Here is a 19,146-nt window from a genome sequence, read left to right on the forward strand (position 1 = left end):
TTTTATGGTTTGACCCAGGACCATTGCGTCACCGGCATGGCCGGCCGCCAGCCGGTCATGGCGCCAACGGGTGCGGCGCGGGCGATATCGATACGGATCAGCGAGCCGCCGCGACGGGCGTGTTCGGCAAGCAGGACAGCCTCCATCTCGGTGGTCACCGCGTTGGCGACCAGCCGCCCTCCCCTTTTCAATCCGGCAATGGCCGCATCCATGACGCCGGCTTCACTGCCGCCCCCGCCGATGAAGATCGCATCCGGTGCCGGCAGACCGGCAAGCGCTTGCGGCGCCTGTCCTTCGATGATGGTAAGCCCCGGAACGCCGAAGCTTGCCGCATTACGGCGAATGCGAGCAGCGCGTTCGCTGGAAGATTCGACCGCGACGGCGCGCATCGAAGGATGCGCCAGCATCCATTCAATGCCGATGGAACCGGAGCCAGCGCCAATATCCCACAACAACTCGCCGTGGCGCGGCGCCAGCGCCGACGAGGTCATTGCCCGGATTTCCCGTTTGGTGATCTGGCCATCATGTTCGAACAGGCTGTCATCCAGTCCGGCGCTGAACGGCAGGATGCGAGCGCCATCAACTGCCGCAACTTCGATGCCGCAAAGGTTCAAATCATTGATGCCGGAAAGCGTAAAATCCGCCACCTGCTGCGTCGAGACCCGCTCATCGGGTCCACCCAGGGCTTCGAGAACTGTCAGCGTCGATTGACCAAATCCTGTCTCCTGCAACAGACGCGCCAGATCCGCGGGACCTTGACCATCCGACGTCAGGGCCAGGATCTTGCGGCCGGGATGGAGATGCGGGCGGATGAGGTCGAGCGGCCGGCCATGCAGGGAAAGAACGGTCACGTCCTGCAAAGGCCAGCCGAGGCGCGAGGCGGCAAGGCTGAAGGAAGAGGGTGCCGGAATGACGGTCATCTCAGATGCCGGAACATGCCGCGAGAGCGTGGCGCCGGCGCCATAGAAGAAGGGATCGCCGGAGGCAAGAACGACGGTCGGCATTCCGCGCCGAGCCAGCACGGCTTCAACGGATTTCTCGAAGGGGCTCAGCCAGCTCCGCGCTTCGCCCTTGATCAGCGCCTGCATCAGTTCGATATGCCGCGTGCCGCCGAAGACGACGGGCGCCGCAGCAATCAGACGTTTCGCATCGTCGCCAAGCCCGGCTGGACCGTCCTCGCCGATGCCGATAAGAGTGAGCCAGCGTTGAGTGGAAGGCATCTCAGACATGGGCAAGACCCGCATTCTGATCTTGGGCGGCACGACGGAAGCCCGTCAATTGGCGGAGGCGCTGGCGGCGCGCGCTGATCTCGATGTCGTGTTGTCGCTGGCCGGCAGAACCGTCGATCCGGCTCCGCAGCCGGTTCCCGTGCGCAGCGGCGGGTTCGGCGGTGCTCAGGGTCTTTCCCGCTATTTGGTGGATGAGGCGATCGATCTGCTGATAGACGCGACCCATCCCTTCGCCGCCCGCATTTCCGCCAATGCCGCGGAAGCGGCTACCCTGAGCGGCATCTCCGCCTTCGCACTTCGCAGGCCGGCCTGGCTGCCCGTCGAGGGCGATCGTTGGCGCTCGGTGCAAACTGTTTCGAAGGCAATTGCTGCGCTTGGTCCGACCCCTCGTCACGTCTTCCTGGCGATCGGCCGACAGGAGGCGCATTACGCTAATGCCGCGCCCATCCATCATTATTGGGTGCGCAGCGTCGATCCGGTCGAGCCGCCGCTGACAGCGCCCAACGTCACCTATATCCATTCCAAGGGTCCGTTCCGGCTGGCAGACGAGCTGGTCATGTTGCGGCACCATCGTATCGACGTGATCGTGACGAAGAACAGCGGCGGCAGTGCGACCTACGCGAAGATCGAGGCGGCGCGGCAACTCGGCATCGAAGTGATCATGATCGAGCGCGCACCCGTTGCCGATATGCTGGCGGTCGAGACTGTCGAGGCGGCGCTGCACCATATCGATCATCTTGCCCCGTCCTTGATGAAGCGTGGCGTATAAACCAGATCGGGTTTTGTCTCTCGGGCAATGACACGAGTCTCGGCCGAACCGATGATGACGCAGGTCGCCATATCAGCGCTCGACGCTTGCGCATCCGCCAACCTTGCAACTGTCATGCGTTCATCCGGCCGGCCCGCAGCGCGGCCGAAAATGACAGGAACGTCGGCAGGCAGAACCTCACGCAAGATGTCGAAGGCTTTGCCGAGCTGCCAGGGGCGTGCTTTGCTGATGGGATTGTAGAGGGCGATCACAAGCCCTGCTTCCGCAACCAGGCGCAGTCTATTTTCTATTATATTCCAGGGCTTTAGATTGTCTGATAGCGAGATGGCGCAGAAATCGTGCCCCAAGGGTGCCCCAATGCGAGCCGCGACGGCGAGCATGGCGGTGATACCCGGCACGACGACGAGATCGACATCCCGCCATTCGCTCGGTCCATTGTCGATCGCCTCGCAGACTGCTGCCGCCATGGCAAAAACGCCGGGATCGCCACCCGAAACGACGCAGACATTGGCGCCGGCGACCGCACGCTCCAGCGCCGTCTTGGCGCGATCCAGCTCCTCGCGGTTGTCGGAGGCGTGGCGAAGCTGATCAGGTCGTAGCGACAGGCGATCGAGATACGGGCCATAACCGAAAAATTCCGCCGAGTCGGCCACAGCCGCCAGCGCTTCCGGCGTCATCTGCGCCGGATTGCCGGGACCGGTGCCGATGACATAGAGACGGCCGCTCATGGCTTGTCTTTCCAACCGGGAATAAGGATCAGCGAGAAATAGGGAGCTTCCGCATCCCCCCTCTTCGTGAGGGGTGTGACCGCGCCATTCGCCATCGTTCCGCGCTCGACATAGATTGCCTCGTCAAGGCGTCCTGCAGCTTCAAGGGCACGGCGGATTTTCGGCAAGTTGCGGCCGACCTTCATGATCACCGCCGCCTGGGTGTCGGCGAGGCGCCGGGCAAGTTCGGCTTCCGCCATGGTGCCCGGAAGCACGGAAAGAACATCATCCCCCTGCACCATCGGCATGCCGGCCAGCGACCAGCAGCCGGACATCGCCGTTACGCCAGGAATGACTTCTGTCGGATAGCGGTCGGCAAGCCGCACATGCAGATGCATATAGGAACCGTAGAACAGCGGATCGCCTTCGCTGAGCACGGCTACCGTCTTGCCATCCTTTAGGTAGGCAGCGACCATCTCGGCGGAGGCATCGTAGAAATCGGTGATCTGTCTCTTGTACTCCGCCTCGTTCTTGTCGATTTCCGTCGTCACGGGATAGTAGAGCGGCAGCAGCGTCACGTCGGTTCTGAGCACATCCCCAACGACGCCGCGACCATTGCCATTTTTACCCTGCTTGGCGAAATAAGCGACGATCTCGGCTTTCTCCAGGGCTTTGACTGCCTTGACCGTCAGCAATTCCGGATCGCCAGGCCCGGTGCCAACGCCGATCAGCCGGCCAGTAGACTGCGCGCTCATAGGCCAGACCTCGCCAATGCGTTGATCGCGGCGGCGGTGATGGCGCTGCCGCCAAGACGGCCACGAACGATGGCATAGGGAACGCCATAGGAATTTTCCGCCAACGCGTCCTTGGATTCAGCAGCGCCAACGAATCCGACGGGCATGCCGATGATAGCGGCCGGCTTCGGCGCTCCGTCGCGCAGCATTTCGAGGAGATGGAACAACGCCGTCGGCGCATTGCCGATGGCGACGACAGCGCCTGCCAGACGATCGCCCCAGAGATGCATCGCGGCTGCCGAGCGGGTGTTGCCGGTCGTCTTCGCCAGTTCCGACGTGCGGGGATCATGCAGTGTGCAAATCACCTCATTGGCCGCCGGCAGGCGTGCGCGCGTGACACCATGGGCGACCATTTCGGCATCGCAGAAGATCGGCGCGCCGTTGGCAAGCGCCGCGCGGGCAGTCGCAACGAAATCGGGAGAGAAGACGAAGTGTCCCGAGGCTTCGACGAGGCCGCAGGCATGGATCATGCGTACCGCAACGTCGGCCTCAGCTTCCGAAAAGCGCGACAGATCGGCCTCGCTGCGGATGATCGCGAAGGAGCGCTCGTAGATCGCGTTCCCATCGCGGATATAATCATAGTCCGGCATTCCTACCCCTGTCGTAGTGCTGTAACGATCGCGTCGGTGCCGAGCCGTGTAAGACACTCCTCCGCCGATTCGCCAGCAACTTTGTTATTCCGCACCAGCCTGTTCATCTCTGCCAGAGCGGATTTTAACTCTTCTTTCCCGATGTAGGCCACAGGCTCGCTCGATGCGGACCCATTTACGACAACCCCATAGCCCATTGGCGCACCGACAATGGTGACTGCACTATTGCCCGGATGGGCACAGCCTTTGCGGCAGCCGGACAGATGCACCGAGAGCGAGCCGTCGAGCAGTTCGGGGGCTAGGTCCAGAAGATCCGCCGCCGCGGATTTCGTCGCGTAGAAAGCGGAAGCGCAAGCCCCTGCTCCGGCGCAGACTTCCAGGTGATTTGACGGATCATCGGCACGCGTCCGAAAACCGCAATCGGCTGCGGCCGACTGAACGGCCTTTGCCGCCTCGAGCCCCAGCCCCAGCACCACCATGGCGTGCTCCGGCGCAGTGCGGATTTCGCTTGCTCCAGCGGCCTCGGCGATGGCAAGAAAGCGGAGAATGTCTCTCGCATGGATCTGCCCGAAGGATGGGCGCAGGCCGAGCGCGAGACGATCGCCGCCGAGAGAATGGATGCCGATTGGTGAAACATGCGGGTCGGCTGTGCCGAGTACGCTGGCTGCCGGCGACTGATACTCTATGCGCAGGCTGTTTACATCCAGATCGCGGCCGCGTGCGCGCGGTCCGAGAAACGCCAGCGTTTTCAGCAGCCTGATGACAGCCGATATGGATTGTTCGGTGGACAAAGATGCAAGAACCTTCGCCGTTTTTGCCGTACCGCCGATTGCGAGAACCCATGCCGTCGAACCATTGGCGGTTCTCACCGCCTTCAACCGAATATCCGCGGTGATCGTATCGAGGCTCAGCCGCCCGCCGGCATCGATGATAATGGCCAGCTTGGGTGCCAGTATCGGCTTAGGATCGAGGGCGGCGATCTGTTGACGAAGCCGGCTGGCTAGCTCCCTGGCATCGGCGATCTCCAGTGGGTCCAGTCCGCTGAACGGCGGGATCTCAATCGTGACGCCGGTTTCCGGGACGATGTCGGCTCGTTCGATATCCGCGGCAAGTCCGCTCATGCTTTCGGTAGTCATGCCGCGCAGTTGAAGATTGCCGCGCGCGGTGATCTCTATCAATCCGTTGCCACGTCTCTCCGCCGCCTCGGCGAGCGCCCGGAATTGCCCGATCGTCAGGCCCGGCGTTGTCGGACGCAGCCGCACGAGTAGACCGTCACCAGTGATCATCGGGGCACTGAGCGACGGGCAGGCGCCGCGGGCCATCGATGACGCGCCCGGAACACAGGCAATGGCATCGATATCCTTCCGCAAGGAAATATCGCGCTCTTCCATCAAGTCGGCCTTCGCCATAGGACCATCCTTCCCGAAGAGCATGTCCTTACATAATCCTCATCGGCGGGCAAACAATTTGGCGGCGGCACAGTGCCTCATGCCTGATCGTCGAAATCTGAGCCTTTTCGCAGCAGATAGATATCCATGATCCACCCATGCTTCGCACGCGCTTCCGACCGGGTCGCCACGATACAGTCAGACACATCGGCAAGGCGGCCTGCAATGGTGATTTCATCCTCGGTGCCAAGGTAGGCGCCCCAATAAATATAGGCATCGGGATCATCGATCTTGCTGAAAGCCAGCTCGCCGTCGAGCATGACGACGGCTGTCTCGACCATACCCGGAAAGCTCTCGGCCAGTCGGCGCCCAGTCGTGATCTGCACCGGCTTTCCGACAAGATTGAGCGGAATGCGATGGCTTGCCGTCAAAGCCTGGATGCTGGTGATCCCCGGTATGACGCTATAGCCGAGGGCGACGCGGTCCCTCGCCTTGACCCGCTCGATGATGCGGATCGTGCTGTCGTAGAGACTGGGATCGCCCCAGACCAGGAAGGCAGCGCTCCCGTGTTCCGCCATATGATCCTGGAACAACCCCTCGTAGGTCGACGAAATCTGGGCATGCCAGTCATCGACGCTTTGCACGTAGCTGCGGTCCGCCGTCTGGCGTACCGGCACGGCATAGTCGACGAAGCGGATGGCCTTGTTCGTCACATAACGCTGGCAGATGTCTTTCCGCACATCGGCAAGCTCGGCCTTGGCCGCCCCTTTGCTGGGGATGAAAATGACATCCACCTTATTCAGCGCATTGATCGCCTGAACGGTCAGGTGCTCGGGATTGCCCGTTCCAATACCGACTAAATAGATGTGCCTCATTTCCTCGTCCTCGTTCTTCCGGCTGTTTGCCGGAAGCGGAGGGGCATTTCAAGTGTGGCGGGCGATCAAGTTGGCCACTCGGCGCCAATCGGTAGGCCGCCATTTGACAGATATCCTACAAGTGGATATGTAAGCTTCATCTCTATTACGTTATGCGCGGAAGAAACCGAAGATGGCCTTGAAGACGATGAAGCCCCTGACCCGCGCACCCCTGCTGCATGTTTCCGTGCAGGAGAGTTTGCGCGCCTATATCGATGAAAACGGGTTAGCGCCCGGCACGCTTCTGCCGGCCGAAGGAGAGCTCGCGACGCAGCTCGGCGTCAGCCGGAATTCGCTGCGGGAGGGGATTAAGGCGCTGGAATCGCTCGGTGTGCTGGAGACGCGGCGCGGTGTCGGCATCTTCGTGAAGGCTTTTTCCTTCGAACCGTTGCTCGACAATCTCGCCTATGGCCTCGGTGGCGCGCTGCGGCAAATCGAGGAGGTCCTCGAAATCCGCCGCACGCTGGAAGTGGGATTGATTAGCAAGACGATCGAGATGATCGGCGAGGAAGACATCGCCGAACTGCGCAGCACGGTCAACAGGATGCGCGTCCATGCCGAGCGCGGAGAGACCTTTGCCGAAGACGATCAGCTCTTTCATCGGCTGCTCTTTCGCTGCCAGCACAATGAAACGCTCGTGCGGCTGATCGATGTCTTCTGGCTCGCTTTCTACAAGGCTTCGGATTTCGTGAACCTGGAGAACGTCGATCCGATGGCGACCTGGCGCGATCATGCCGCGATCGTGGATGCAGTGGAAGCAAAGGATCTGAAGGAGGCGCGCAGACGCCTGGATCGGCACTACGAAGGCATTGCCCGGGTGATTGCCAACAACAAGACAAGTTCATATGTGGGAGGAACACATGAGGAGAGCATATAGACTATCCGTCATCGCCCTTGCAGCCATGCTGTCGACGACCGCAATTCCGGCCCTTGTCGGCCAGGCGCGGCCCGCGACCCTTTCCGGCGGCTTCGATGTCGGTCCGGGCGGCTTCCAAGGCAACTTCAATCCTCTTGCCGCAACGGCGGGATTCACCTGGCTCAGCATCTATTACGAACCGCTCGTCGCCTATGACGAGAAGCTGCAGAAAGTCGTCGGCGAACTCGCTAGCTCCTACGAGGTGAGCCCGGATCAGAAGACCTACACGTTCAAGCTGACGGACGCCAAATGGCATGACGGCCAAGCGTTCACGGCCAAGGACGCCAAGTTCACCATCGGCCTCGCCATGAACGCCAAGACCGGTTCGGTACTCGCCGCCCGGCTGCAGGGCATTTCATCCGTCGAAACGCCGGACGAGCACACGGTTGTGGTCAAGCTGAGCACGCCGACTGGCAGCTTTCTCGACACCATGACCAAGGTCATGATGCTGCCGGAACATGCCCTGTCCGCGATACCGGCCGATCAGTTGGCCAAGAGTACATGGTGGTCCACCACGCCGATCGGCACCGGACCTTTCAAGTTCACGAAATACGTATCCGATCAATATGTCGAGCTCGCCGCCAACACCGAATATCGCGGCGGCAAGCCTGCACTCGAACGCATCATCAACCGCTATTTCGCCAATCCGGCTGCGGCGATCGCGGCTCTGAGATCCGGTGAAATCCAGTTCACCTACGTCGATTCCAACGACGTGCCGACTTTCAAGGACGATAAGAATTTCAAGGTCATCGAAGGAGATTCCTTCGTCGTCAACTATCTCGGCTTCAACCAGGATTCCCCGATCTGGAAGGATGCGCGTGTCCGCAAGGCGGTGATGTACGCGATCAATCGCGATGCCATCATCAAGAGCCTCTATGGCGGCGCGGCCAAGCCTGCCAATTGCGCCTATGTTGCCGAGCAACTGATACCAAAAGGCGTCGACGACTATGCCTACGACCCGGCAAAAGCCAAGCAGTTGCTGACCGAAGCGGGATGGGATCAGATCAACGGCAGCAAGCCGATCACGCTGCTGACCTATTACACGACGCCGCTCGCGACCAATGTGCTGGCTGCCGTCCAAGCGATGCTCGCCCAAGTCGGCATCAATGTCGTCCCACGCGCCGTCGATGCGCCGACTTACAACAGCATCGTGCTCAACGCGAAACCGGATGTCGCGCAGTTCCAAATGGTCTACGCCGGACTTCAGAACGGACCGGATGCCGGAAGCATCAATGTCGGGCTGAACGAAAGCCAGATTCCGCCAGCCGGAGCGAATGTCGTTCGAGCGCGCATGCCGGATCTGAGCGCCGCGCTCAACGCCGCACTGACCGAGACCGACGGTTCCAAACGCGACGGCCGCTATCAGGACGTCTGCAAGGTCATGAATACGAACTTGCCCTGGGCAACGCTCTGGGTGGCAAAGCGCTATGGCATCGTCTCGTCCAAGGTGAAGGATTTCGTCTGGACGCCGGCGCCTGGCGGCGGGCCTTATCAGGCCAATCCGCAGAAATGGTCGATCGCCGAATAAGGTGTTTCCTTCCAAAGCCTTGAGGGCGGCCTCGGCCACCCTGACAGGACGGATTTACAATGCTTCGATACAGCCTTCGACGCCTGGCCATAGGGGCTGGCATGCTCATCGCCCTGAGCATGCTGATCTTCCTCCTCTTGCGTCTGACGCCCGGCGATCCGATCGATGCTTATATCGATCCGAATGTCCCGATGTCGCCGACCGACCTTGCGAACCTGCGCAGGAGTTTGGGGCTCGACCAGCCCTTGCCGCTGCAATACCTTGGATGGCTGCAGAACGCGCTGACGGGCAATCTCGGCTATTCGATCAAACGTCTCGACCAGCCGGTTCTCGGTCTTGTGCTGTCACGGATCGGACCGACGGTGCTTCTCATGGGTTCGGCGCTTGTGATCGCCGTTATTGCCGGCATTGCCGTGGGCGTTTTCAGCGCCGTCCGCCGCAATTCGCTCGCCGACCTGTCCTTCTCGGTGTTCGCGCTTGCCGGTATTTCCAGCCCTGCGTTCCTCAGCGCCCTCATTGGCCTCTATGTCTTCTCCGTTCGCCTGCATTGGATGCCCTCCGGCGGCATGCTGACGCCTGGCGAGGAATTTTCGATCAGTGATCTTATTCATCACCTGATCCTGCCCGCCGCGCTGCTGTCCATCGCGCAGGCCGCATTGATCACGCGCTATATGCGCGCTTCGCTGCTCGAAGTCCTCAATCAGGATTACGTGCGCACGGCTCGCGCCAAGGGAGTGAAGGAGTTCTGGGTCATCACCAAGCATGCGCTGCGCAATGCCCTCCTTCCCATCGTAACCCTCATCGGCTCGACCATCGGGCTTGCGATCGGCGGCGCCATCTTCATCGAGAGCGTCTTTAACTGGCCGGGCATGGGCCTGCTTCTCGTCAATGCAGTGGAGACGCGAGACTACCCCGTCATCATGGGCGCGACGCTCATCATCGGCATCTGCGTCATCATCGTTAATCTTCTGACCGATATCACCTACGCGGTTGTCGATCCGCGCATCAAGGTGGGCTGACGATGTTTGCTCGCTCCACGTCCCGCCGCAGCCCCGGGCCGCTCGCTCGCGCATTCGAACGCTTTCTATTGAACCACGCCGCCGTCGCCGGCATTTGCGTCGCCATTCCAATGTTGCTTCTGATCCTCTCCTATCCGCTGTGGTGGAAGTTTCAGCCGAACGATATCGATCTGCTGGCCATGAACGGCGGCCCGACGGCAACGCACTGGTTCGGAACCGATGGAGTCGGCCGCGACGTGTTTGCGCGTGTTCTGGAAGGCGGGCGGATTTCGCTGCTCGTTGCCGCCGCATCGACCGCCCTTTCCGCGATCATCGGCTTCCTCTTCGGCGCCGTCTCGGCACTCGCCGGCCGGTGGGCTGATGCCGTCTCCATGCGCTTCGTCGATCTGGTGATGACCCTGCCGCCTGTCATCTTCCTGCTGGTGCTCGCCTCGATCGCCGGCACTGGCATCTGGCCGACGGTGCTGGTCATCTCGCTGCTCTCCTGGCCGCTTCTTGCGCGCATGGTCCGCTCGCGGCTTCTGGAACTGCGCGAGCGCGATTTCGTCATGGCCTCGCGCGGTATGGGCGCCGGCATTGGACACCTGCTTTTTCGCCATGGCCTGCCGAACGCGATCGACATCCTCGTCGTCTACGCAACGCTGCAGATCGCCAATGCCATCCTGCTGGAGGCCGGTCTGTCCTTCCTCGGTCTCGGCATTGCCCCGCCTGCCGCAAGCTGGGGCAACATGCTGAATGCCGCCCGGTCGACCGCCGTGCTCGAACAATATCCCTGGCAATGGCTCTTCCCCGGCGGAGCGCTGATCCTTGCCGTGCTTGCAATCAACTTCATCGGCGATGGCCTCAGAGATGCCTTCGATCCACGTGCCGAACTGAACTGACAACCGAAAGAAAGCAAACATGACCAAATTCAAGGGTGTCGTCCCCCCTGTCGTAACGCCGCTCAATCCGGATTTCACTGTCGACTATCCGTCCTATACGCGGGTTCTTGAACATCTGATCGATGCCGGCTGCCACGGCGTCTTCGTGCTCGGCTCGACAAGCGAAGTCGTCTTTCACGACGAAAAGACGCGGCGTGAGATCATCGAGCATTCGGCAAAGGTGGTGAACGGCCGCGTGCCGCTCATCGTCGGCGCCATCGATCCGACGACCGATCGCGTCATCGCGCACTCGAAGGTCGCGAAGGCCGCAGGCGCCGACGCGGTAGTGGTCACGGCACCCTTCTATACGGTCACCAGCCAATCCGAGATCCTCGATCATTTCCGCTATATCAGGGATGCGGTGGACGTTCCGCTGGTCGCCTACGACATTCCCGTCTGCGTCCATGTGAAGCTGCAGCGGCAGACCGTCGTGACACTCGCCAAGGAAGGCACCATCATCGGCCTCAAGGATTCAAGCGGCGACGACGGCAATTTCCGCTATGCGCTGCTCGATCTCGCCGACCACGAGGATGTCTTCCTGATGACCGGCTCCGAGATCGTCGTCGACAATGCCTTGCTGATGGGCGCTCACGGTGTCGTTCCGGGCATCGCCAACGTCGACCCGCATGGCTATGTGCGCCTGTGGGAGGCCGCACAGCGCGGCGATTGGGCCGCCGCTCGAAAAGAGCAGGAGCGCCTTTGCCGTCTCTTCGAAATCGTTTGGGTCGCCCAGGGCCGCGTTAGCGGCGGTGCATCCGGTATAGGCGCTTTCAAAGCCGCCATGCGCAGCCTCGGGATCATCGATAGCGCCATCATGCCGCGGCCCCGCGCTTCGCTGAACGAGGCTGAAACCGCACGGATCGATGAAATCCTGCGCGCAACCGGTCTGCTGAACTGAGGCGCGTAATGGAGCCGGCCGCCGATCCCGTTCTCGATATCAGGGGGCTGCGAACGATCTTCCGTATCCGCGGCAGCGAGATCACGGCTGTCAACGATATCGATCTGACCGTTGCAGCCGGTGAGACCCTGGCGCTCGTCGGCGAATCCGGGTCCGGCAAATCGGTGACCAGCCTTTCCGTCATGCGTTTGCTCACCCGCAATATCGGCCGGATCGCCGCGGGCACTATCCACCTGAAGCGCAAGAATGGCGCGGTCCGCAATCTGGTCTCTCTTGACGATGAGGATATGCGCAGGATCAGGGGCGATGATATTGGCATGGTGTTTCAGGAGCCGATGTCGAGCCTCAATCCCGTCTTCACGATCGGCGACCAGATATCGGAACCGATCCGCATTCATCGCGGCTCGGGTCGGAAAGCCGCGATGAATGCGGCGGTGCAACTCCTCGACAGCGTCGGTATTCCCGATGCGAAGCGGCGTGCCGGACAATATCCGCATGAACTCTCCGGCGGCATGCGGCAGAGGGCGACGATCGCCATGGCGCTGGCGTGTGATCCGACATTGCTGATTGCCGATGAACCGACAACAGCACTGGATGTGACGATCCAGGCGCAAATTCTCGATCTGCTCCTGAGGCTGCAGCGCGAACGCGGCATGGCCATGCTGTTTATCACGCACAATCTCGGCGTTGTTGCGGAGATCGCCCATCGCGTTGCGGTCATGTATGCGGGCCGGATCGTCGAAGAGGGGCCGGTCGGCAAGGTCTTTGGCAATCCGCGCCACCCCTATACAATGGGCCTTCTCGCCTCCATGCCGCGTCTTGGCGATGCGGCGCGGATGAAACAGGCCGGTGAGAAGCTCGCCGCCATTCCGGGTGTGGTCCCCAGCCTGATGAACATGCCGGCCGGCTGCGCATTTTCCCCGCGCTGCAAATACGCGATCGATGCCTGCCGCGCCGCCGTGCCGGCGCTCGAAGAGGTCGGTCCGGGGCACCGCAGCCGCTGCATAAGATGGCAGGAGATCTAGATGAGCGAGCCTTTGCTCTCGGTTCGCGATCTCGGGAAACACTATACGTCCCGAGGCACGAAGCTGAATGTTCTTCAGAATATCTCCTTCGATATCGCCAAAGGCGAGGTCGTCGGGCTTGTTGGCGAATCCGGCAGCGGAAAAACCACGATCGGACGTTCGGTGCTGCGCCTCGTAGAACCCTCGGCAGGCAGCGTCCGCTTCGATGGCGTGGAACTGACCACGCTTTCCGCCTCCGCTCTAAGACGCACGCGGCCGCGCATGCAATATATTTTTCAGGACCCCTTCGCCAGCCTCTCGCCGCGCATGACGATCGGCGAAATCCTGACGGAAGGGCTGAATATCCAGCGCATCGGAACCGGCAAGGAACGGCTCGAGCGGGCGCATTCCGCCCTCGCCCAGGTCGACCTGCCTGGCGATGCGATCAATCGCTATGCACATGAATTTTCAGGCGGCCAGCGCCAGCGCATCGGCATCGCCCGCGCCTTGACCCTGTCGCCGGAATTCATCGTCGCCGACGAGCCGGTCTCCGCACTTGACGTCTCGATCCAGGCGCAGATCATCAATCTGCTGCGCGAATTGCAGACGCGCCTCGGCCTGACCATGCTCTTCATTTCGCATGATCTGGCCGTCGTCGAATATATTTGCGACCGGGTGATCGTGCTCTATCTCGGCCGCATCATGGAAATTGCGCCGAGTGCCGATCTCTACGCCAGCCCACAGCATCCCTATACGAGCGCGCTGCTCTCCGCGATTCCCTCGACCAATCCCAATCTCCGCCGCGACCGCCAGATCCTCAGAGGTGACATACCGAGCCCGGCCAATCCACCCTCCGGCTGTGTCTTCCGCACCCGCTGTCCGCACGCATTGGACGCCTGCGGGAAGACGATACCGGAGCTGAGAGAGGTCGCGCCGGGTCATTTCAAGGCCTGCATTCGCGACGATTTGAATTGAGGGGCAATCAATGACGGCAAAAAGGCGGCATACCATCGCCGGCAATTGGGCGACCCTTCTTCTGCCGATCGGGGTGGATGATGACATCGAATTCGCAAAGCTCGGCGAGGAAATCGATATCCTGATCGCGGCCGGTGTCGACGGCATCTATTCGAATGGTACGGCGGGGGAATTCCACAGCCAGACCGAAGACGAATTCGACCGCATTCAATCGATGTTGGCCGAACGATGCGCTGCGGCCGGCATGAACTTCGTCATCGGCGCTTGCCAACCGGATGCTCGCATCATGCTGGAACGGGTTCGGCGTTCGGCGCTCCTGAAACCGCTGGCGATTCAAGTTATCCTGCCCGACTGGTGGCCTGTAACGGATCGGGAAGCGATCGATTTTTTGAACCGGGCTGTCGATGTCGGAAGCGGCATTCCGCTGATCCTCTATAACCCACCACATGCCAAGCGTGTCCTGACGCCGGAAGAACTGGGCAGGATCTGCGCTGCGGTACCAGGCGTCATCGGCGCCAAGGTGGCTGATGGCGACAAGCAATGGTACGCGGACGCGCGCCAGCACCTTTCGGAACTCTCACTCTTTGTCCCCGGCCATCATCTTGCAACCGGTATTATGGAGGGTATTGCGGCGGGATCCTTTTCCAATGTCGCCTGTCTAAGCCCCCGAGGCGCGCAGATGTGGACCGCATCCATGCAGGACGACATCCATGCCGCACTCGCTTTGGAGCGCCGAATTTGCAAGTTCATGGAAACCCACATCGTCCCCTATCGCCAGCGATTAGGCTATTCGAACGCAGCGCTCGACAAGCTTCTCTGCGCCATCGGCAACTGGGGACCCGTCGGCACGCGCCTGCGCTGGCCGTACCGCTCGATCGACATGAGCGAGGCAGAAAGGCTCCGCGATGTCGCGCGGACGGAGCTGAGCGAACTTTTTGCGTAATTAAAATCACCGCGAATATCCGCAGTATGCAAGTGACACTGCTCATCCGCCCGCTGCGGCGAATCCACGAATTTGCCGGTCTGCCGACTGCAACAGCTCGAAAGCCCGATAACGGTTCCTGTGTAGCGTCTCGATCGTGCCGCCTGCAGGCGAGAAGACTGTCGAGAGGCTCGACATTGCTTTCATCGCCTCCAGCAGCGAAACATAGCGTCCGGCGGAAACGGCTCCCAGCATCGCCGCGCCAAGCAATACCGGCTCCTCGGTATTGGCGATCGCCACCGGGGTGTTCGTCGTATCGGCCAGAAGCTGCCGCACGAGATTGCTTTGCGCGGCGCCGCCGCTCGCAACGATCGTACCAATGTCGATGCCGTCTTTTGACAGCGTCTCCAAAAGCTGCCTGAGGCCATAGCCGATACCGCAGAGACCGGCGACATAGAGCGAAATCAGGTCGGCGATTTCGACCTCAAGTCCAACGCCCGCGATCACCGCGCGGGCATCGGGATCGGCATGGGGTGACCGGTTTCCGAGGAATTCCGGAACCACATGGACAGACTTTGCAAGCTCGACGGCACGCGTCAGGTCAGGGCACAATTCGGTCGCTTGACGGTCAAGCCACGCAACCAGCGAAAGGCTTTCCATTTCCGCCTTGGCGCGCGCCTCGGCAGATGCGGGATGCATCGTAACCAGATGGTCGATCGCCGCTCCCGCTGCCGACTGGCCGCCTTCGGTCAGCCAGAGCCCCGGTATCATTGCCGAGTAATATGGTCCCCATACGCCCCCGACAAAGACGGGATTGTCGCTCGAAGCCATCGAGCAGGCCGATGTGCCGAAGACATAGGCAAGTCTGTTTTGCACTTTCGATTGGCCATCTGCGCCGTCCCCTCCGAGCGTGCCGACGCCGCCCGCATGGGCATCGATCAGCGCCGCTCCGACGGAGGTTCCGATCGGCAATCCTAGATCCAAGCCTGCGATCTCTGTCAGCCCGCTTGCCAGCGCCGCGCCAGGCTCGACGATATCCGTACCGAGTCTCGAAAAGCCTTCGGCTGCCAGCTCTGCCAGGCCGATAGCCTTGAAATAGTCCGCATCCCAACGCTTCTCATGGGCAAGATAGGTCCACTTACAGGTAACGGTGCAGACCGATCGGCTGAGCGAGCCCGTCGCACGCCAGGTCAGATAGTCCGCGAGGTCGAAGAAGTGATCGGCAGCGGCAAAGGATTGCGGCAGATTGCGCTTCAGCCAGAGAAGCTTCGGGGTTTCCATCTCCGGAGAGATAGTGCCTCCAACGTAACGCAGAACCCCGTGATTGCCGCTGTTGATTTCGGCCGCTTCGCCGGCGGCGCGATGGTCCATCCAGACGATGATGTTGCGATTCGGATCGCCGGACGGCCCGACGGCAACCGGCGCGCCGTCAACCTTGACGACGACGAGAGAGCAGGTCGCGTCGAAACCCAGCCCGGCGACGGCCGTGGCCTGGATTCCGGCCGAGGCGACGGCTTCCTTGACGCTGTCGCAAACCGCTCGCCATATCTGTTCGCTGGATTGCTCGACAATGCTGCCGGCCTCATGCCAGATCCTGATCGGGCGTTTTGCCGAAGCCAGCAGACTACCGTTCTCCGTGAAGACACCCGCCCGGGCGCTGCCTGTACCGACGTCGACACCGATGAAATATTGCGTCATTTTCAGAGGTCCGTGCTGTTCGGAAGGATGACGAGATCGCGGATCGTGACGTTGCGCGGTCTGGACAGCATGAACAACACCGCCTCTGCCACCTCCGTCGCTTCCATCAGTCCGCCCGCCGCGATCGTTTCATCAAGCTTTGCTTTCGGCCAGTCGCTGATCAGGGCCGTCACCACCGGGCCGGGAGCAACTGCACCCACACGAATACCATGTTTGGCGACTTGCCTTCGCACTGTATGAACGAAGGCCTGCACCGCATGCTTGGAGGCCGTATAGATCGGCTCCCAGACGACGGGAACCAGGCCGGCGATGGAACTGGTCATGATGATATCGCCGGTTTTCCTTTCGACCATGTGCGGCAATACTGCCTGGACCGATCTGAAGGCCGCGTTGACGTTCAGGTTCAGCATCCGGTCCCAGGCGTCGGGATCCCCATCGACCACCTCGCCGCCGATATAGGAGCCGGCATTGGCATGAAAGATATCGAGCTTTCCGAACCTCTCCAATATCTGCGGCATCATGGTCGCGACGCTGGCGGGATTGGTGAGGTCGATGACCAGAGGAAAAGCCTCCGGACCAAGCTCGGAACATATGTTCTTCAGGGACTCCTCGGCCCTGTCGACGAGGGCAACGCTGACGCCCTCTTGCAATAGCGATTTAGCGCATTCAAGGCCGATCCCCGAGGCTGCCCCGGTGATCGCCGCGACCTTTCCAGAAAGTTCCTGTCTCATATCAATCCTTACCTTGGTCGTTGTATCAGGCCCGGCCGTGGGAGACTCTCGACCGGCGCGCCAGCGAGTCGACGATGACGGCAATGGCGAGGACAGCACCGGTGATCATGTAGCGAAGGGCCGAGGACAGATCGAGCATCGTCAGCCCGCTTGCGATCGACTGGATGACGATGATGCCGAGCAGCGCCGAATATGCGCTACCGCGGCCGCCGAAGAGGCTCGTTCCGCCGATGACGGCAGCGGCGATCGCATTCAGGTTGACATCGCCCGTACCGGCCTGCTGGCTTGCCGAAGCCAGCCGCGCCGCCGCGAGCACGCCGCCGAGCGCCGCAAACATCGCGCAGAGAACGAAGGCGCTCGTATAGATGAACCGGACATTGATGCCCGCGCGCCGCGCCGCCTCACGATTGCCGCCGACAGCCGCCATTGATCGGCCCCATTGGGTCCGCGTCAGCGCATAATTCATGATGATGGCGAGCGCTACGAAGAGCGCGAACATCCACGGGATGCCACGGTCCTGATTGAGGTAGAAGGCGACGAATTCGAGCGCGACGGTGATCGCGACAGCACGCACCACTAGGCCGCCGATGGAACGAGAGGAGAGATTGGCCTCGCGGCGGCGCAGAGCCGCACGATAACCCGAAACCAGCATCACGATGCCGGGAAGCAACGCGAAGACATAAGCGAGCGGACGCGGGATGACCATGAGCTGGCCGAAGTTCACGATCGCCGACCCATAGGGCAGGTTGATCGAACCCGTGGCGCCAAGCAGGTAGAGCTGCATGCCGAGCACCGCTAGCAGGCCCGCCAAGGTCGAAACGAAGCTCGGCATTCCCAGGCGATTGAAAAGCAGGGCATAGAGCGAACCGATTAACCCACCGACGAGAAGTGCGGCGATAACGGCAATAGCTACCGGCCAGCCCTCGTTGACCCAGAGCATGCCGACCATGGCGGAAGCAAAGCCGCTGATCGAGCCGACAGATAGATCGATCTCCCCCACCATCAGAACGCAGACAATTCCGAGCGAGATGACGCCGACCGTCGATGCATCGAACAGGAGGTTCGCAAGGTTGTTGCTCGAAAGGAACGTCGGATTGAGGGTGCCGAAGACAGTCCAGATGATGATGAGACCAACGACCACCGGCAGCGAGCCGAGATCGCCCGAGCGCACCTTGTCGATCGACGCGCGGATCGTGCCACTAAGACCTGCTTCGTGTTTGACACGAATATCGCTGCGGTCGAGGAGCGTTCCCGCCTGTTTGATGTCGCTGGTCATATCTGACCCTCCTGCCCTATTTGCCGCTGTGCCTGACGGCGGCCGGCGCGGCGCGAAACGGCATTTTCCGTGGCGCCGGTAATCGCGCTGACCAGTTCCTGGTTCGATGCGTCAGGGTAGAAAATTCCGTTGTTCCGGCCGAGCCGCAACACGACGATGCGATCCGCCACGGCCCGAACGTCTTCCATGTTGTGGCTGATCATGACCACCCCCAGGCCTCGATCGCGGACGCGCTCGATGAGGTTCAGAACCTCGGCCGTCTGGGCGACCCCGAGGGCTGCCGTCGGCTCATCGAGCAGGATGAGTTTCGGCTCCAGAAGCAGCGAACGGGCGATCGCCACCGTCTGGCGTTGCCCGCCGGAGAGCGATGCGATCGGAATACGGACACTTGGGATGCGGGCCGAAAGTTCGTTCAGCAGCGTCCAGGCACGGACCTCCATCGCGGTCTCGTCCAGTCGCAGCGGACTGAGTTCCCGCCCGAGGAAGATATTGGCGACGACATCCAGATTTTCACAGAGCGCCAGATCCTGGAAGACGGTGGCAATGCCCAGATGCAGGGCGGTGCTGGGGTCGCTCAGCGTCACCTTGGAACCGCGAAAGGTGATCGTGCCGGCACTCGGCTGGTGGACGCCGGCGAGAATCTTGACGAGCGTCGACTTGCCGGCACCGTTGTCGCCCACGAGAGCGACGACTTCGCCCGCATGCACATCCAGATCGATATCGGTCAGCGCCGACACCGCGCCGAAATGTTTGGAGATGCCTCGCAGGCTGAGCACCAACTCGCCTGCCGCGGCTGTCTGGTCGGAAGCGTCAGTCATATGTCGCGAGCCTTTCTATATGAACGGAACAGGATGAGTTCCCGGTCCTC

Annotated in this window: 19 protein-coding genes; 9 read left to right on the top strand and 10 right to left on the bottom strand. The window is 61.3% G+C overall.

The features are described 5' to 3' along the window. Positions 1–2 precede the first annotated feature (2 nt). Positions 3–1,229 carry a precorrin-6y C5,15-methyltransferase (decarboxylating) subunit CbiE gene (gene cbiE / locus PH547_RS19550; RefSeq protein ID WP_285169122.1) on the bottom strand — a complete coding sequence of 409 codons (1,227 nt, stop codon included), beginning with the start codon at positions 1,227–1,229 and terminating at the stop codon, positions 3–5. Here cbiE and PH547_RS19555 point away from each other — a divergent pair. Further along, positions 1,228–1,998, top strand: coding sequence for a cobalt-precorrin-6A reductase (locus PH547_RS19555; RefSeq protein WP_260304968.1), 771 nt, complete (start codon positions 1,228–1,230; stop codon positions 1,996–1,998). The genes cbiE and PH547_RS19555 overlap by 2 nt on opposite strands. Here PH547_RS19555 and PH547_RS19560 read toward each other — a convergent pair. The 5 genes from PH547_RS19560 to cobF all read right to left on the bottom strand — a co-directional run bounded on the left by PH547_RS19560 (position 1,962) and on the right by cobF (position 6,352). Continuing rightward, positions 1,962–2,726: a precorrin-3B C(17)-methyltransferase gene (locus tag PH547_RS19560; RefSeq protein WP_260304967.1), complete on the bottom strand. Its 765-nt coding sequence runs from the start codon at positions 2,724–2,726 to the stop codon at positions 1,962–1,964. The genes PH547_RS19555 and PH547_RS19560 overlap by 37 nt on opposite strands. After that, complete coding sequence (locus tag PH547_RS19565) at positions 2,723–3,460, bottom strand: precorrin-2 C(20)-methyltransferase (protein WP_285169123.1); 738 nt, start codon at positions 3,458–3,460, stop codon at positions 2,723–2,725. Before PH547_RS19565 ends, PH547_RS19560 begins: the two co-directional genes overlap by 4 nt. Then, positions 3,457–4,089, bottom strand: a complete 633-nt coding sequence (locus PH547_RS19570) for a precorrin-8X methylmutase (protein ID WP_285169124.1) — start codon at positions 4,087–4,089, stop codon at positions 3,457–3,459. The genes PH547_RS19565 and PH547_RS19570 overlap by 4 nt, the downstream gene beginning before the upstream one ends. A 2-nt stretch (positions 4,090–4,091) precedes the next feature. Then, positions 4,092–5,498 carry a precorrin-3B synthase gene (gene cobG / locus PH547_RS19575; protein ID WP_285169125.1) on the bottom strand — a complete coding sequence of 469 codons (1,407 nt, stop codon included), beginning with the start codon at positions 5,496–5,498 and terminating at the stop codon, positions 4,092–4,094. A gap of 77 nt (positions 5,499–5,575) precedes the next feature. Then, positions 5,576–6,352 (bottom strand): precorrin-6A synthase (deacetylating), encoded by a 777-nt coding sequence (gene cobF, locus PH547_RS19580; RefSeq protein WP_285169126.1) that lies wholly within the window; start codon positions 6,350–6,352, stop codon positions 5,576–5,578. A 172-nt stretch (positions 6,353–6,524) separates the two neighbouring features. Between cobF and PH547_RS19585 the strand changes: the two genes are divergently transcribed. The 8 genes from PH547_RS19585 to PH547_RS19620 are packed head-to-tail and all read left to right on the top strand — an operon-like array spanning position 6,525 to position 14,594. Beyond that, positions 6,525–7,268 (top strand): FadR/GntR family transcriptional regulator, encoded by a 744-nt coding sequence (locus PH547_RS19585; RefSeq protein ID WP_285169127.1) that lies wholly within the window; start codon positions 6,525–6,527, stop codon positions 7,266–7,268. Continuing rightward, the gene (locus PH547_RS19590; protein ID WP_285169128.1) at positions 7,252–8,835 is read left to right on the top strand and encodes an ABC transporter substrate-binding protein; all 1,584 of its coding nucleotides are present in this window, start codon (positions 7,252–7,254) and stop codon (positions 8,833–8,835) included. Before PH547_RS19585 ends, PH547_RS19590 begins: the two co-directional genes overlap by 17 nt. A 59-nt stretch (positions 8,836–8,894) precedes the next feature. Continuing rightward, the gene (locus PH547_RS19595; RefSeq protein ID WP_285169129.1) at positions 8,895–9,854 is read left to right on the top strand and encodes an ABC transporter permease; all 960 of its coding nucleotides are present in this window, start codon (positions 8,895–8,897) and stop codon (positions 9,852–9,854) included. Positions 9,855–9,856: 2 nt separating this feature from the next. Beyond that, positions 9,857–10,735 carry an ABC transporter permease gene (locus PH547_RS19600; protein WP_285169130.1) on the top strand — a complete coding sequence of 293 codons (879 nt, stop codon included), beginning with the start codon at positions 9,857–9,859 and terminating at the stop codon, positions 10,733–10,735. A 19-nt stretch (positions 10,736–10,754) separates the two neighbouring features. Further along, positions 10,755–11,672, top strand: coding sequence for a dihydrodipicolinate synthase family protein (locus tag PH547_RS19605; protein WP_285169131.1), 918 nt, complete (start codon positions 10,755–10,757; stop codon positions 11,670–11,672). Positions 11,673–11,680: 8 nt separating this feature from the next. Beyond that, positions 11,681–12,697 (top strand): ABC transporter ATP-binding protein, encoded by a 1,017-nt coding sequence (locus tag PH547_RS19610; protein ID WP_285169132.1) that lies wholly within the window; start codon positions 11,681–11,683, stop codon positions 12,695–12,697. After that, positions 12,698–13,651 carry an ABC transporter ATP-binding protein gene (locus tag PH547_RS19615; RefSeq protein WP_285169133.1) on the top strand — a complete coding sequence of 318 codons (954 nt, stop codon included), beginning with the start codon at positions 12,698–12,700 and terminating at the stop codon, positions 13,649–13,651. A gap of 10 nt (positions 13,652–13,661) precedes the next feature. Next, the gene (locus PH547_RS19620; RefSeq protein WP_260304954.1) at positions 13,662–14,594 is read left to right on the top strand and encodes a dihydrodipicolinate synthase family protein; all 933 of its coding nucleotides are present in this window, start codon (positions 13,662–13,664) and stop codon (positions 14,592–14,594) included. 42 nt (positions 14,595–14,636) lie between these two features. Here PH547_RS19620 and PH547_RS19625 read toward each other — a convergent pair whose 3' ends face one another. The 4 genes from PH547_RS19625 to PH547_RS19640 are packed head-to-tail and all read right to left on the bottom strand — an operon-like array spanning position 14,637 to position 19,096. Beyond that, the gene (locus PH547_RS19625) at positions 14,637–16,271 is read right to left on the bottom strand and encodes an FGGY-family carbohydrate kinase (protein WP_285169135.1); all 1,635 of its coding nucleotides are present in this window, start codon (positions 16,269–16,271) and stop codon (positions 14,637–14,639) included. A 2-nt stretch (positions 16,272–16,273) separates the two neighbouring features. Beyond that, entirely contained in the window at positions 16,274–17,002 is a 729-nt protein-coding gene (locus PH547_RS19630) for an SDR family oxidoreductase (RefSeq protein WP_104826524.1), read from the bottom strand. A gap of 25 nt (positions 17,003–17,027) precedes the next feature. Then, positions 17,028–18,278, bottom strand: a complete 1,251-nt coding sequence (locus tag PH547_RS19635; protein WP_260304952.1) for a sugar ABC transporter permease — start codon at positions 18,276–18,278, stop codon at positions 17,028–17,030. Further along, entirely contained in the window at positions 18,275–19,096 is an 822-nt protein-coding gene (locus tag PH547_RS19640) for an ATP-binding cassette domain-containing protein (RefSeq protein WP_104826522.1), read from the bottom strand. The genes PH547_RS19635 and PH547_RS19640 overlap by 4 nt, the downstream gene beginning before the upstream one ends. Between the last annotated feature and the right edge of the window lie 50 nt (positions 19,097–19,146).

The sequence above is a fragment of the Rhizobium cerradonense genome (assembly GCF_030182455.1).
Taxonomy (GTDB): domain Bacteria; phylum Pseudomonadota; class Alphaproteobacteria; order Rhizobiales; family Rhizobiaceae; genus Rhizobium.

What these genes read in the sequence shown, in the direction of transcription:
- cobG (WP_285169125.1), bottom strand. Translation starts at nt 5,498, where the DNA reads ATGGCGAAGGCCGACTTGATGGAAGAGCGCGATATTTCCTTGCGGAAG.
- PH547_RS19565 (WP_285169123.1), bottom strand. Translation starts at nt 3,460, where the DNA reads ATGAGCGCGCAGTCTACTGGCCGGCTGATCGGCGTTGGCACCGGGCCT.
- PH547_RS19570 (WP_285169124.1), bottom strand. Translation starts at nt 4,089, where the DNA reads ATGCCGGACTATGATTATATCCGCGATGGGAACGCGATCTACGAGCGC.
- PH547_RS19605 (WP_285169131.1), top strand. Translation starts at nt 10,755, where the DNA reads ATGACCAAATTCAAGGGTGTCGTCCCCCCTGTCGTAACGCCGCTCAAT.
- PH547_RS19630 (WP_104826524.1), bottom strand. Translation starts at nt 17,002, where the DNA reads ATGAGACAGGAACTTTCTGGAAAGGTCGCGGCGATCACCGGGGCAGCC.
- PH547_RS19590 (WP_285169128.1), top strand. Translation starts at nt 7,252, where the DNA reads ATGAGGAGAGCATATAGACTATCCGTCATCGCCCTTGCAGCCATGCTG.
- PH547_RS19555 (WP_260304968.1), top strand. Translation starts at nt 1,228, where the DNA reads ATGGGCAAGACCCGCATTCTGATCTTGGGCGGCACGACGGAAGCCCGT.
- PH547_RS19635 (WP_260304952.1), bottom strand. Translation starts at nt 18,278, where the DNA reads ATGACCAGCGACATCAAACAGGCGGGAACGCTCCTCGACCGCAGCGAT.
- PH547_RS19620 (WP_260304954.1), top strand. Translation starts at nt 13,662, where the DNA reads ATGACGGCAAAAAGGCGGCATACCATCGCCGGCAATTGGGCGACCCTT.
- PH547_RS19600 (WP_285169130.1), top strand. Translation starts at nt 9,857, where the DNA reads ATGTTTGCTCGCTCCACGTCCCGCCGCAGCCCCGGGCCGCTCGCTCGC.
- PH547_RS19560 (WP_260304967.1), bottom strand. Translation starts at nt 2,726, where the DNA reads ATGAGCGGCCGTCTCTATGTCATCGGCACCGGTCCCGGCAATCCGGCG.
- PH547_RS19585 (WP_285169127.1), top strand. Translation starts at nt 6,525, where the DNA reads ATGGCCTTGAAGACGATGAAGCCCCTGACCCGCGCACCCCTGCTGCAT.
- PH547_RS19610 (WP_285169132.1), top strand. Translation starts at nt 11,681, where the DNA reads ATGGAGCCGGCCGCCGATCCCGTTCTCGATATCAGGGGGCTGCGAACG.
- PH547_RS19640 (WP_104826522.1), bottom strand. Translation starts at nt 19,096, where the DNA reads ATGACTGACGCTTCCGACCAGACAGCCGCGGCAGGCGAGTTGGTGCTC.
- PH547_RS19625 (WP_285169135.1), bottom strand. Translation starts at nt 16,271, where the DNA reads ATGACGCAATATTTCATCGGTGTCGACGTCGGTACAGGCAGCGCCCGG.
- PH547_RS19615 (WP_285169133.1), top strand. Translation starts at nt 12,698, where the DNA reads ATGAGCGAGCCTTTGCTCTCGGTTCGCGATCTCGGGAAACACTATACG.
- cbiE (WP_285169122.1), bottom strand. Translation starts at nt 1,229, where the DNA reads ATGTCTGAGATGCCTTCCACTCAACGCTGGCTCACTCTTATCGGCATC.
- cobF (WP_285169126.1), bottom strand. Translation starts at nt 6,352, where the DNA reads ATGAGGCACATCTATTTAGTCGGTATTGGAACGGGCAATCCCGAGCAC.
- PH547_RS19595 (WP_285169129.1), top strand. Translation starts at nt 8,895, where the DNA reads ATGCTTCGATACAGCCTTCGACGCCTGGCCATAGGGGCTGGCATGCTC.